The 14,458-nt window shown below is 47.1% G+C and carries 8 protein-coding genes; 1 reads left to right on the top strand and 7 read right to left on the bottom strand.

Annotated elements, in window-relative coordinates:
- Nucleotides 1-1,506, bottom strand: a complete 1,506-nt coding sequence (locus tag NO989_RS02015) for an inorganic triphosphatase (protein WP_039224442.1) — start codon at nt 1,504-1,506, stop codon at nt 1-3.
- On the opposite strand from NO989_RS02015, the gene NO989_RS02010 reads away from it, so the two are divergent.
- On the top strand, nt 1,469-2,281 hold the full coding sequence (locus NO989_RS02010) for a TIGR04211 family SH3 domain-containing protein (protein WP_069943706.1): 813 nt from the start codon (nt 1,469-1,471) through the stop codon (nt 2,279-2,281). The genes NO989_RS02015 and NO989_RS02010 overlap by 38 nt on opposite strands.
- 131 nt (nt 2,282-2,412) lie before the next feature.
- Here the strand turns inward: NO989_RS02010 and NO989_RS02005 are convergent, their stop codons facing one another.
- The 6 genes from NO989_RS02005 to putA all read right to left on the bottom strand — a co-directional run bounded on the left by NO989_RS02005 (nt 2,413) and on the right by putA (nt 14,420).
- The gene (locus NO989_RS02005) at nt 2,413-3,762 is read right to left on the bottom strand and encodes a HAMP domain-containing sensor histidine kinase (protein WP_348670536.1); all 1,350 of its coding nucleotides are present in this window, start codon (nt 3,760-3,762) and stop codon (nt 2,413-2,415) included.
- Nucleotides 3,756-4,496, bottom strand: coding sequence for a response regulator transcription factor (locus NO989_RS02000; RefSeq protein ID WP_156085928.1), 741 nt, complete (start codon nt 4,494-4,496; stop codon nt 3,756-3,758). Before NO989_RS02000 ends, NO989_RS02005 begins: the two co-directional genes overlap by 7 nt.
- Nucleotides 4,468-7,695 carry an efflux RND transporter permease subunit gene (locus NO989_RS01995; protein ID WP_371341977.1) on the bottom strand — a complete coding sequence of 1,076 codons (3,228 nt, stop codon included), beginning with the start codon at nt 7,693-7,695 and terminating at the stop codon, nt 4,468-4,470. The genes NO989_RS02000 and NO989_RS01995 overlap by 29 nt, the downstream gene beginning before the upstream one ends.
- Nucleotides 7,685-8,911, bottom strand: coding sequence for an efflux RND transporter periplasmic adaptor subunit (locus NO989_RS01990; RefSeq protein WP_371341976.1), 1,227 nt, complete (start codon nt 8,909-8,911; stop codon nt 7,685-7,687). Before NO989_RS01990 ends, NO989_RS01995 begins: the two co-directional genes overlap by 11 nt.
- A complete protein-coding gene (locus tag NO989_RS01985; protein WP_371341975.1) occupies nt 8,908-10,362 on the bottom strand; it encodes a TolC family protein in 1,455 nt (484 codons plus the stop codon). The genes NO989_RS01990 and NO989_RS01985 overlap by 4 nt, the downstream gene beginning before the upstream one ends.
- 260 nt (nt 10,363-10,622) lie before the next feature.
- Entirely contained in the window at nt 10,623-14,420 is a 3,798-nt protein-coding gene (gene putA, locus NO989_RS01980) for a bifunctional proline dehydrogenase/L-glutamate gamma-semialdehyde dehydrogenase PutA (RefSeq protein WP_371341974.1), read from the bottom strand.
- Nucleotides 14,421-14,458 lie beyond the last annotated feature (38 nt).

The raw sequence follows: 14,458 nt of genomic DNA, 5'->3' as shown, positions 1-14,458 counted from the left end.
TTACCAGTAAACGTCACGTTGCATAGCCACTGTGCGAGTTCGTTCCATAATTCGAATAAGCGTGCTGAGTTTCTCTGCTGTCCATTTACGCACTTCGTCATGGGAGTCTACTTCGGCGTCGTCTATCGACTGCTTTAACATAAGCAGCGCATTCAGCTCATCAATACCAGTGAGCAAATCTAACCACGGTGCGCGAAAATTACCCCGCTCTTCTACAAACAAGTCACCGAGCAGAAATCCACTCCATAATGTCTGCCTAAGCATTACTTCTACAGCGCTGTAATTGGCAGGCCCCATGGTTTTATTTAGCGGCATACTTTGCTGTACAGTTTGCCAACCTTGCGACAGCCAGCCTTTTGCATGATCAAGCACGGGATGATCAAAACCCGTTGCGACTTTTTGCCACGGCTTATTCTGAATAAGACTTATGGCGTGTAGCTTAATGTCTGTGGCATCGTTGTCGAAAAACAGCTTTTCGGGCTCATGAGCCTGCATTAAACCTGTTTGTCGTCCTTGCAAATAGCTTACTACTGCAGGATGTTTGCTGAGAGTTTTGTTAAACATGCTCTTTTTAGAGAGCAAGTAACGCAAACTTTGTAAGTCGTCTTGCCAACCCCACTTTTGCGCATGGGTGACCAGTTTTTTATGCAGGGCTAGTAGCTCAGGGCACTGCAGAACCGGCAAGTAAAGCGATACACTTTGAAGTAACAAGCGTACACTCTTGGCGACTTCCGCGAGCATTTTTATTGAACCACTTTCGCAAAACACATGCTCGTGGTGCTGCCAATGCGCCAATGCAGTTTGAACCGCGTGGCTAAATGCTTCTTCCGTGGTGGTTGTGTCTTCAAGCGCAAGGAAATCTGGCAGGTGTCGAACTTTAGCGTTAAAACCGTGAAGTAATTGATATCCCTGCGCCGCTTTTGATACATCACTAAGGCGTACCGGCATGTTGTCGTTTATTAGCACAGCTAACGTAAACAAACTGTTGATATCACCTGACATCAACTCAAGCTCTATTTCGTTGATTGGGGAACTGGCTTTTTCTGTACTTGCTTCACCACAGTCCAGCACAATCTCAACCACACTTTCACCCACACTAACCACATAGGCATTGCGAGTAAAGTGAGTGCTAAACTGTTTAGATAGACGCGTGTTTTTTGCCGCCACGTCCCAATCTTGGGGCCAAGCGCTGGCTTCAAATAGCGTGAGGTCGGGCCTTGAATTATCAAGGCTCACATTGTATTCCATGCGTTTGTGCAGACCACCGCTGACCACGCCGTTAGTCTTTAGCGTCTGTTCGTATTCACCATTGTTACCTCGAACACGAAAGCCCATTTTATTGTTTTGAAAATCGAGCTTATCGGTATCGTAATAGTCGTTTTCAAGGCGCATTTCACGATGAGAGTTAACCTGAATACTGTTTTTTTCGAAAAGAGGAAGTACACGTTGAGTAAACGCATGGTGGGCGTTGTCACCCGTTACAAATTTTAATTCTATTTCTGACATGGTTGCGCTAGGCACAGCTTATGATGCTGACACCTTACCTTTGTCGCTTACTTTTCGCAATGCTGGCGCCATGAAACAAGATGCTTTAATTAGACAAAAGTGGAACAAACTTGCCTTTATCGCGGTCAACCAATACCATCTTCACGTTTTAAATTCTAAAATTGGACTTCATATGATTCGAAAGTGGTTAGCAGCAGCCCTTATTGCATGCTCTTTTCAAGCATTTTCGCTACAAGATACCGCTGATTTAGAAGCGTCTTCTTCGCATTACATAAGAGATGACTTGTTTATCTTTATGCATACTGGACCTGGTCGTAACTACCGCATTCTAGGTTCAATTGAGGCGGGCACACCTATTACTGTGCTCTCCCGCGACAATGATGCTGAATTTACCCAAATTACCGACAACGAAGGACGTAAAGGCTGGGTTGAAAGTAAGTTTGTGTCTAATACCATGTCGCAAGCCGAGCAATTGCCAATCATAAGTGAGAAGCTAGCTGAGAGCCAAAGTGGACTTCAAGCTGCACAATCAGAAAATGCCAAACTTCGTCAGCAGCTTAACGATGCTCGCCAAAAGGTGTCTAAACTTACCACCACAAACGACGAGCAAGCGTCTCAAATTATTCGTTTAACGGCTAAGGTTGAAAGCGCTAATAAAGACGAGCTTGTTACCTGGTTTACTCGCGGTGGCATAGTGGCAGGCGTGGGGATATTGCTTGGTGTAATGCTCACTTACCTTCCTAAACGCAAGCGTAGAAACAGCGAATGGATGTAGTGTAGGTTTTAAAGCTGGACGCTAAAAAACGAAAACGCCGATGTTAGCATCGGCGTTTTCTATTGGGCTCGTTTCGGTAAATGGATTAGGAGTGACAACGTGCAAACACTTTGATGAGTTATATGCGCCTATTATCGTACTGTAAGCAACACTCTATACCCTCTTGTCATACGAGAAACATCACCTTGTTCATCGTGTGACCCTCGGGCTGTTATCCTCTCATGTGCATAACCCCATTTAAGCTTCGCACAAAGCTTATCAATGAGTTTTAACCCTATTCCAAATCCGCCATCTAATTCACTGATAGTCGGCGCAGATAAAGTCGCTTGGCCTTTTTCGTTAAGCGCCTCTTCTTCAAGGCCGTCCTCTTCGTTGAGCACGGTGAGCGTTGCATCTGAAAGACTTATTGTGACTCTTCCTTGCTGCGTGTGCTGATAAGCGTTTCGAATCACATTTCCTATCACAATTTCGCTCGCCGTTTTGGCCAGCGTTAACTCACAATCGCTCAATTGCAGCTGCACACTCACGTCTTTTCCCGACAGCAAATACATTAAATCTTGGCTTAGAGCCTCAACCATTGCTTTAAGGTTAACCTTTTCTTTGGGTAAAGCTGCTTCTTCATTTCTTCCTAACCAAAGTAGAGTTTCGGTCAAATCTGCCATGGTTTTTGAGGCATGATCCACCCGCGCAAGCGCGTTATTGCCTTTAGTATTTTCACTATCGATCACTCTGTGCAGTAATGCCGCGCTACTTCTAATAACGGCAATCGGCGTTCTAAGCTCGTGACTCGCGTGGTTAACAAATTCTCGTTCTCGATTTAGGGTATTGCGCACGTTTTGCAAGCTGCCATGTGTCATCCCTGCTAGCGCGTTAAGTTCCTTATAACGAAACTCTGGGATAGGCTTATCGAGCTCTTGTTCATCCAAAGACGCCGCCCACCTCTGCAATGACTCTATGGGGCGAGACACGCTGCGCATAAGAAAAAGCAAGGCGACAAAAAACGAAACCAGTGCAACTACGCCCACAATGGCGCTGTAAATAACATGGTTTATTCTAAAGTGTTTTTTGCCGTCAGAAGGTGGCGCGACAAACACTTGGGTAACGTATCGCGATTCTCCATTTTCTAACGGAACTAACACGGCAAAGTGAGCCGAAATAGGACGGGAAAACCAATCAGGTTTGTTGATATCTTTCATAAGTGAAAACGGTATAAAGCTCTCTTTGGAAAAGCTCTGCTTCACTTCGTCAGGCAAACTCTCGTAGTTCGCAAAAACATGTAAATCGAGAATTTGAGCATGCTTGTTGTCATCAAGCTTTGCGCTTTCTGCCGCCCGTATCATGGTATTTCTCAGCATGCCGTCCATACCATCGAAAAAGCTATCGCTGCTTTGTATTGAAAAGAGCACAATAACTACGGCGGCCAAACTTAATAGCGACCACAAGACGTAGCGTCTTAAGCTGATGCGAAGGCCATTTACCACTGATCGTTTCCTTTATTTGTACTTTTTGGTTCCGCGCTTGTACTTTGCACTGAATTGGACTGCTCTGGTTTTAACGTCACACAAAAGCCTGTGCCGGCTACTGCTTTTACCTCTATGCTGGCATTCGCTTGCACCAGTGATTTACGCAAATTATGAAGATGCACTTTAAGCGCATTGCTCTCTGGCGCTTCTTCTCCCCAAACCGCATCGAGAAGACGCTCCCGTGGCATAACTTTTCCTTGTTGCTGTAACAATGCCTTTAGCAGCGTAAATGCTGTGGGGCTTAACTTAATAGGCACGTTCTCAACACTTACTACGTCGCTTCCCATTGCTAAACTTACGTTGCCAAAGCGCAGCTTTTTCACTTGTGATGAACGCCTGTGCGCCAGTGCAAAAACCCGAGCAACCAGTTCGGGCATGTCAAACGGTTTCACTAAATAGTCATCGGCGCCTTTTTGAAACCCTTCTAGCTTGTTTTCCAACTGGTCACGGGCGGTTAGCATAATAATAGGCGTATCGTTGCCGTCTTCCCGCACCCTCTCACATACGCTTAAGCCATCAAGTCGCGGTAAATTAATGTCCAGCACCACAACATCAAACGGATGCTTTTGGATAAGAGACAGCGCGGCTACACCGTTTGCAGCGTGGTCACATACCATGTCTTCAAGCTCTAAATAGTCGATAATATTGCCCGCCAGGCCCATATCATCTTCCACTAGTAACACGCGGATCATTAGCCGTACTCTCCGTTAAAGGTTTAACCAAATGCTTTGCCATTAGACGGCTTACATCGTCATAAATTAACAGTAATGCGGGTATTAATAAAAGTGTGATGACGGTGGCAAACAATATACCGTAACCCAGCGACGCGGCTGCCGGAATTAAGAACTGCGCTTGTACCGACGTTTCGCCCAATATGGGATATAAGCCTACAAAGGTGGTAATTGAGGTCAACAACACAGCTCGCAAGCGACTGGTACAAGCTTCAATAACTGCCGTTTCCACCGGCACACCTTCTTCTCGCAAAGCGTTGAATCGTGAAACCAACAACAAGCTGTCGTTAACCACTACGCCGCTAAGCGCCAGTATGCCGTTCAGCGAGAGCAGACTTATCATTAATCCATTCGACCAGTGGCCGATAATGGCTCCGACTATACCAAAGGGGATGGCGGTCATAATAATAAGCGGCTGTACGTAGGATTTAAGCGGAATCGCCAACAACGCAAAAATAGACAACAAGGCTAATATAAACACGCTCTGCATGGAGCTTTGCGTTTCAGCTTGCTGCTCAGCCTCACCGGCAAAATAAAGCGATAAGTCCTGATACTGACGCGATAGCTGAGGAACAAACTCGTTGTTTAAGTAATTCACCAGTTCGGTTGAGGTGATAACATCGCTATCCACCGACGCGCTAACCGTTAGGGCGCGTAGGCCGTCTATACGTACCACCTGTTTTTCTTGTACATCTTGAATAACGTTAGCCACTACAGAAAGCGGTACTACGGTGCCGTCGTCCAGACGCACTTGCGTGTTCATTACATCAGACGGATTCATTCTGTCTTGTTCAGGATAACGCACCCGCACTTTTACTTCGTTTTTATCGCGCAAATAGCGCTGAACAATTTCGCCACCAAATGCTTTTAACAGTTGCTGCGATAGGCTTTGCGTATTCAACCCCAACGCTCGTCCTTCGGGGGTAAGTTCAAAGCGCATCATGGCTTCGCCGGGTGTTAGCGAACTCTCAACTGCATATACACCATCGATATTGTTAAGTACTTCAATAAAGGCATCGTTAGCCGCCGTCAGGGTATCGTCGTTAATGCTTTTAATTTCAACGTTAAACCCGTCGACCATCTCTCGGCGTGAGCGTATTTTTAGACTTTTTACGCCTTCTAAATTGCCAGTTAACGTATTCCAGCGTGCCGACAATTCATCAAGAGAATAAGAGGAGTCTTCATCAAGTGAAATGGTGATTGTGCCGCTTTGATCACCACTCGCCGTTACTTGCAAACTGCTAATGCCACTTTTATCTGCGCCATTTTCTTGGGTTAATTGGCGGTCTGCCTCAAGCGCATTTTTCTCTAGCAGCATTAAGTTGCGTTCGTTCTGTCCATAGCTGGCATCGCTGTAAAGCGACATATTGGCCGAAACCGTGTCGCCCTGCATGCTGGGGAAGAAGCTTACTCTTACCGCACCTATAAGCGGTAGGCTAACCACCATGACAAATAAGGCAATAAACAACAATACAGCGGCATAACGGTAGGCTACGGTGACTTTCAATAAGCGCTCATACACGCGGTAATTAAACCACTGAAGTCCACCATCCGCTTTTTGCTGTACTTTGTTCCATACGCCACCTAATCCCCTTCGCGCTTTTTGCTTAGTTGGCAGATGAGCTAAATGAGAAGGTAAGATCAGCTTCGATTCCACCACCGACAGCAACAAACACAAGGTAACGATAGTGCCGAACTGAGAATAAAGCGTACCTAAGCCGCCCGATACGTTCGATAATGCGAAAAAAGTGGCCACTGTGGTTAGTACACCAAACAGTGTGGGAACCGCCACTTTATGGGTACCTAAAATGGTATTTTGAAGCGTATCGCCATGCTGTTTACGCGTGGCGTACACGCTTTCCCCCACCACCACGGCATCGTCCACCACAATGCCAAGGGCCATGATAAAACCGAATGTGGTCATTTCGTTTAGCGTCATTCCCGTATAGCTGTCGGTCATGAAGTACAAGGTGCCGAAGAAGATAAAGGGCAAGCCAGCCGCCACCCAAAAAGCCACGCGTAAATTTAGAAACACGGCAAGAGTAACAAATACCAACATAATGCCCATAAGCGCATTGCTGGTAAGTAACGTCAATCGCTCGGTAATAAGCGTACTTTTGTCATACCAGGTTTCAAGCTCTACGCCTTCAGGTAGCAAGCCTTTTTCGTGCCATGCGTCCACTACTTCGTGAGCCTGCTGTACCATTTTTGTTACGTCACCATATTCGTCCATAAGCACCTGAATTCCATAGCCATTGGTACCGTTGTAACGTGACAAGTGATAGCTGTCGTCGGCAAACATATCGCGCACTGTAGCAACATCGCCAACGGTGAGTATGACGCCATTGGTATCCGTAATGAGGGGGATGTTGGCAAAATCTTTCGCCCAGTAAGACTGTTCAGACGCTTTTAAACGAATCACTTTTTCTTTGTTGCGCAAGCTGGTTGTAAGCGCGGTATTCGACTCCTGGTTAACGGCATCAGCCACGTCTGACAGCGTTAATCCGTAGGCTTGAAGCTTACCTTCGTCTATTTCAATAGACATCATAGGGTCGACAAAGCTGCCTGCGCTGACTTCGCGAATGTCATCTGTTGCCAGTAAATCTCGTTCTAATTGCTCACCCAAGTATTGAAGCGAAGCGTGGTCGACGTCACCATAAAGCTGCACCCAAATAGCGTGTTCTTGTCGGCGTGCTTTGCTGATAACAGGGTTTTCAGCATCTGACGGGAAGTTAGAAATACTATCTACTTCGGTTTTGATGTCGTTGAAAAGCGTGTCTAAATCGTATTCGGTTTCTTTTTCTACCTGCACACTGGCGCCGCTGGCGTTCGAGGTAGAGGTAATTCGCTTAATCCCCGGAATTGCTTCCAGAGCGGTTTCAATTTTGATAGCTATCCCTTCTTCTGCTTGTTTAGGATCACCACTATCGTATGTCATTGAAATGGTAACAAAGCGTGGCTCCATACTTGGAAATGCCTCTTTGCGGATATCGTTCATGGAAACCAAGCCAAGCACAATAAGGCTGACCATGAGCAAATTGGCCGCTACTGAGTTCTGCGCAAACCAAGCGATAATTCCCCGGGCGTTATTCCCACCATTCCTATTGCCTTTCGGACTCTCGCCCCCGTCAAACGGCGCGCCGTTTCGATTATTTGTCATCAGCTTGCCCTCCTGTTTGTCCTTCCACTACAGGCAATACTTTGGTATTCACCAGATAGCTGTTTAAAGGGCGCGCAACCACCAGCGCTTGGCGTATTTCGCCAACCTGTTCTGACATGCTGTTGTCGCTAGCGTTACCCGAGGTTTTTCCCGCAACATTACTCACAATATCGCCCGTAACTTCACTGGTTTTTGGCGGGGTGATGTAGGCATAACCTTCGCTTTCAAACAAAACCGAAGGCGTGAACTTTGCCAACTGCCCGGTAGATGGCATTACTAACCATACTTCTTGCTTTTGCGAGATAGCAGAAGCCGGGAGTTGAGCCCATTGGCTAGGTGAAAGGCCAATTGCCACTTCGGCAATATCTGCAGAATAAAGTGTGGCGACCGCACTGCCAGCTTGAACATAGCTCCCTAGCGCAATGTCACGGCTGACCACCAATGCATTAAAAGGTGCACGTAACGAGGTAAACGCCAAATCTCGCTTGGCTGAATTTACACTTTGCTCGGCTTCATCCAAAGTGGCCTGAGCCGCTTTTAGCTGTGGCTCACGCAGTACTAATGCCGATAAAGGTTCACCATCAAGCCCTGAACGTGTCCATTCATCTTTCGCTTGAATACCCTGTAATCGCTCTTCTTCCAGACTTACCACAGCCGCTTGATAGGTAGCATTTGCACTTGCTAACGCCTGTTGATAGTTGGTGTCATCAATACGTGCCAATACCGTATTATTAGCCACTAGGGCACCAGTTTTAAAAGACGAAGATATATCAGTAACTTGACCACTAACCTGTGCGACTAAGCTCAAACTATCTTGCGGAACAACCTGACCATACCCCCTCACCTTAGCGTTATAGCTGTCGGCGGTTACATCAATAACGCCTACTTGAGCCAGCTGAGTATTGCCGCTTTGTTCTCCCTTTGGGCTGCGATTAGTGGTATTCACTGATGACGTGTCGCTTGCCTTGTTAAGCCTGTTCACACCGCTATCGGCAGTAGGTGATGCTACTGGCCTTTCTCCACCTGCAGGTCTCTTTGCCTGAGCGGCATTTTGTGGTTGCTCGGCAATCGCGGAAATAGCGGGAGACGTTGGCTTTGATTCGGCCTGCGGTTTTGCGCCGGGATGTTGGGCGCCCATATTCGTCATGGTATACATAACCGCTAGCGCAATACTTGCAGCGGCGAGTAAGGTTACAATAATTCGTTTGTTTCTCATTGTGACACTCCAAGGCCAAGGGCTAGGCCTAAGTCAATTCGGTTTTGTAATTTCTGGGCGTGCAGCTCAACTGCCTGAGCTTGTAAGTTAAAGCGCGTTTCATATACTGAAAGTAAGTCCAAGATGTCAGCAAGGCCCTGTCGATATTGACCTTCAATGGTAGAGACGCTGCGCTCTGCATTCGCTAACGCCACGTTGGTGTGGCTAATTCGAGCACTCAACGCGGTTTCGCTATCCAGCGCATTTTGGGTTTCCTGTACCGCCGTTAATAACGTTTCGCGATACTGCCACCAGGCATTGGCTGAGGTTAGCTTTGCATCTTCAATTTGCGCCCTTAAAGCGCCCCCCTGAAACAGTGGCGCGGTCATCTGCCCAAGCAAACTCCATAAAGGGTTAGTAAACAAAGCTTGTGAAGGTGTAGAGGCATTATCAGAAAGTGATGCAGACAAGCTAATGCTTGGCAACAAGGCTTTGTAGGCCACATCGACTTCAAACTCTGTTGCTTTTAATGCATAAAAGGCCGCCTGAAGATCGGGTCTACGTGCCAGATCCTGTTTTGGCAAAGTTGTTAGCGGCAATAACACGTCGGGAAAATTAACTTGAGTGTTGAGCTCGTTTAGCGATTGGTTTTGCCTGCCTAAGAGTACGGCCAAGGTGCGCTTTGCTGTTAAAAGTGCATTTTCATATTGGGCAATAGTAGCGCGGGTATTTGCGCTGCTAGTGCGCGCGGTATCTAGGTCGTCTAAACTTCCAAGACCGGTGCTATAGCGCTTTAAAATAACGGCTTCGTTATTTTCTAGTACCGTTAACCGAGACTGCTCAATATTCAGTAATTGCTGCTGAGTGAGTACGTCGATATAGCTTCTTACTACGTTAGCGACCAGAGAATCTCTGGCAGACTGATAGCTGGCTCTGGCACTTGCTGCATCTAAGTTTGCTGCACTTATTCCATCGCTGATTTTTTGCCATAGGTCCAGCTCCCAACTGACATTCATGCTCGCACTATAGCTCGGACTGCTCGAATTAGAGCTCGTACTGGAGTTGGTATTTGAGCTGGTAGATGCACTGCTATTGGTGGTTTCACTTTTTGACGCAGAGAAGCTCGCGTCAACATTAAGGTTCCTATCCGCTTTTGCACTATCAATGGCTACTTGTGCTTTTCTAAGCGTTATTAACGACTGCTGCAGACTAGCATTAGAAGACAGGGCTTCATCAATGTAACCGGCTAAGTGGGGTAACTCTTTGATATCAATGACATCGGTTAACGTCGTGTCCGAATTCAGCAGCAAGGTTTGTGTTGATTCTTGTTGCCGCGCTTGAGACTGCCACACAACGTTGTTACCCGTTGACGACGATGCCGATTCGCTCAACGCTCTGTCATCAGTACTTGTGCATGCAGACAGCAAAATGCAAAGGGTAATGCTATTTACCGTCAGTTTTATCTTGCCCATGACTTGTGCCTATTATTTGGCGCACAGCTTACTTTCGAAGGTCTATGCGCAGCTTTTTTAAATTAACTGACACGAGTATTTCAAACGCAGGGTTAAGGTCCGGTTAAGAAAAGAGCAAGGAATTAGAAATAAATGAGAAAGGTAAGAATAAGGTATTAAAAAGGCCAGCTTAGCGCTGGCCTTTGAATGACATGTTGTGAAGATAGCTCTCAATTAAATCGCTATCTTGCAAAGTCGGTATTTACCACAAGCATTATCGCTTATTCATCATCTTCGACCAAGGTCATCAATGACGTGTTACCACCTGATGCCGTAGTATCGATACTGATGGTTTTCTCTGTCATCAAACGTTGAATAAGGTTGTCGTTATATTCTGCTGTGATAACCGGCAAAATAGCGCCTTCGCGGGATGACAGCATTGCTGTAATACGCGCAGTACGTTCAGTACCAGAGTCGACCACCACGCCAGATAAATCTTCATCCATTAGCAAGGTATCTAGATGCGCAAGACGCGCTACCTGGAATAAGCCTTTAGGTGCGCCAGTTGATTCAAATTTATTTTGAATTTCAACGGCTTCTTCATAGAAGATTTCAGACACAACTGATACTACCGGGTTACCCGTTGATAACGCGGTCACAACAGACAGTAACCAGTATTCGAAGGTTACTTCTTTATCGGCGAAACACACCAAGATTCCGCGAGGCTCTAAGTAAAGCTTGTTCGATTCACCTGTTGGGCCCGGCAAGGTTTGTGGCTTGGCAAGCTTGCGCTCAACGCTGGTTAACTGCTGACGCGCCGTCGCAAGCGTACGGTTCAAGTCATCAGCAAGCTCGTCAACAATGTCCACTTTCGCAATTTTTGCCAGAAGCTGACGAACCATAGAAATACGGTCATTCAACGGCGTATGACGCCACTGCACTTCTACCGCTTTCGCTTTATCCATCATTACGTGCGCACGCTCTGCAATCTTTTCATCACCGACAAGCGCTGCATCAGTACCGTCTACATCATCAATGCGCGATGGCTTAGGTGTAGCACGCTCCATCATTAAGCGAGGCAGATAGTTAGGGCCACCCGCTTTTGGACCTGTACCAGACAATCCACGTCCACCGAATGGCTGAACGCCAACAATAGCGCCAATCATGTTGCGGTTAATGTACACGTTACCCGCGCGGCTCTTCGCTGCCAGCTCGTTAGCACGCTCTTCAATACGCGAGTGAATGCCCATAGTCAGGCCGTAACCTGTGCCATTGATTTGCTCTAGCACACTATCAAGGTTTTTCGACTTAAAGCGAACAATATGCACCACAGGGCCAAACACTTCTTTTTCAAGCACATCGATGTTCTTGATTTCATACAAGGTCGGTGCGAAGAAAGTACCGTTTTCAAAGCCTGCTGGCATTTCATTGCGATAAAGCAGCTTTGCTTTATCTTCCATATACTCTTGGTGATCGGTTAGGCTCTTTAGTGCCTTCTCGTCAATAACAGGGCCCACATCGGTAGCAAGCTGCGTTGGGTCACCAACGGTAAGCTCTTTCATGGCGCCGGTTAGCATTTCGATAAGGTCATCAGCAATTTCGTCTTGTACGAACAATACGCGAAGCGCTGAGCAGCGCTGACCAGCACTTTGGAAACCAGAGTGGATCACGTCATCAACTACCTGCTCTGGCAGTGCAGTTGAATCAACGATCATACAGTTTTGACCGCCCGTCTCTGCAATCAATGGCACCTGTTCGCCACCACGTTCTGCAAGCACTTGGGAAATTAACGTACCGGTTTGCGTTGAACCTGTGAACATTACCGCTTTAATGCGCTCGTCTGGTAGAAGGGTTTCGCCCACTTCTTTACCAGGCGATACGATAAGTTTCAATGCGTCTTCTGGCAGGCCTACCGAGTGCATAATATCTACCGCACGCTGCGCAATAATGCTGGTTTGTTCAGCAGGCTTAGCAATAACCGTGTTACCTGTTACAAGTGCCGCTGCCACTTGGCCTAAGAAGATAGCTAGTGGAAAGTTCCACGGGCTAATACAAAGCACAACACCACGAGGAAGTAAGCGTTGATCTTCAGCAAGCTCTTCTGCACGCGCCGCGTAGTAGCGACAGAAATCAACGGCTTCACGCACTTCATCAATACTGTCTTGCGCTACTTTACCGGCTTCACGCATACAGATAGCGATAAGTTCTGCCATGTGGCGCTCAAGCGCATCTGCTGTTCGATTAAGTATTTCTGCGCGCTCGCTTACATCGCGTTTAGACCATGCTTCAAACCCAGCCTCGGCTTCATCTAATGCTTTGCGCATATCATCAGGCGTAGCGTAATGGTGATAACCTACCACGTCGTTGTGGTTAGTTGGGCTAAGTACCGCTGTCGCACCTTCTGGCACTTCACCGGTCACTTTGTAGTAATCCTGCCAGCGTTCAAGTTCATGTTTAAGCGCAATTACCGCATTAGTGTCGGTTAGGTCTAGACCACGCGAGTTGTCGCGCTCTGGCGCATACAGCCCACGTGGGGTTTTAATTAACTTGTTATAACGTACTTTCAGGCGTTGTGTTTTCTCTACCGGATCTTCAAGCAAAGACTCAACCGGTTTTTCATCGTCAACGATAGCGTTTACAAACGACGAGTTCGCGCCGTTTTCAAGAAGACGACGTACAAGGTAGGCCAATAAGTCTTCGTGTTCACCTACAGGTGCATAAACACGGCACTGAATTTTATCCTGTGTTACCACCTGATCGTAAAGGGTATCGCCCATACCGTGCAGACACTGGAACTCAAAACCTTCTTTGTCGTCACCAGCAAGCTCAACAATTACAGACGCTGTGTAGGCATTGTGAGTCGCAAACTGCGGGTAAATGGTGTCGCGATACTCAAGTAGACGGTTCGCACAGGCATGGTATGACACATCTGTTGACGACTTACGGGTAAATACAGGGAACTCTTCAAGGCCCGCTTGTTGAGTAAGCTTAATCTCAGTATCCCAATAGGCACCTTTAACCAAACGCACCATTAGCGGACGACCTACCTCTAGGGTAAGTTCACGTAAGTGCTCTATAACGTGGATTGCGCGTTTTTGGTAGGCCTGTACGGCCAAGCCAAAGCCTGTCCAACCGTTCAGGTCTTCATCGCGAAATACAGCTTCAATAATATCTAGAGAAAGCTCTAGACGGTCAGCTTCTTCCGCATCTACGGTTAAACCGATATCGTATTCTTTCGCCATCATACACAGCGCTTTCAAGCGCGGCGGAATGTCTGCCATGGCGCGTTCGCGGTGAGAAAATTCAAAGCGTGGGTGAATAGCAGAAAGCTTTACCGAGATCCCCGGTGAACGCTTAGGACCGCGTCCGTTAGCCGCTTTACCGATTACTTTTATTGCTTTTACGTATGCATCGTAGTAACGCTCAGCGTCGCGCATAGTGCGTGCGCCTTCGCCTAGCATGTCGTAAGAATATACGTACCCTTTGGTTTCTTTCTCTTTGGCGCGATCTACCGCATCTTCAATGGTTTCGCCCATAACGAACTGACGACCCATAACGCGCATCGCAATGTTCATAGCGCGGCGAATAACAGGTTCACCTAAGCGGCCAAGGGTTTGTTTTAATAAGCCAAACTGTTCTTTCTTGCGCTTGTCGGCATAGTTCACCATGTTGCCCGTAAACAACAAGCCCCACGCCGATGCGTTAACAAATAACGACTCTGAATTCCCCAAGTGAGGTGTCCACTGTCCCTGAGACAGCTTGTCACGAATAAGCTCATCTTGAGTCGCTTTGTCTGGAACACGCAGCAAGGCTTCAGCCAGGCACATCAATACCACACCTTCTGCTGTAGATAGCGAGTATTCATTTAATAATGCGTCTACACCACCGTGCCCTTCTTGCTCTCGGCGAATTTGAAGCACCATCTTTCGTGCACGTTCCCATGCACGGCTTCGTGCACGTGGGTTTACCTCGGCAATGGGAAGAATTTGATCCACAGCCACCGACTCACTAATACGATAGTAGTCTCTTATACGCTGGCGTAGGGGTGAAGTTGTATGAAGTGTGTCGTTAATGAGCATTGCAACCCTTTCATAGAAATAGCTGTAACAAAAAGCGT

Origin of the sequence: Alteromonas sp. DY56-G5, assembly GCF_041414725.1 — a bacterium.
Classification (GTDB): domain Bacteria; phylum Pseudomonadota; class Gammaproteobacteria; order Enterobacterales; family Alteromonadaceae; genus Alteromonas; species Alteromonas macleodii.
The sequence above is the reverse complement of the archived record's forward strand: the minus strand, read 5'-3'. Positions and strand labels throughout refer to the sequence as shown.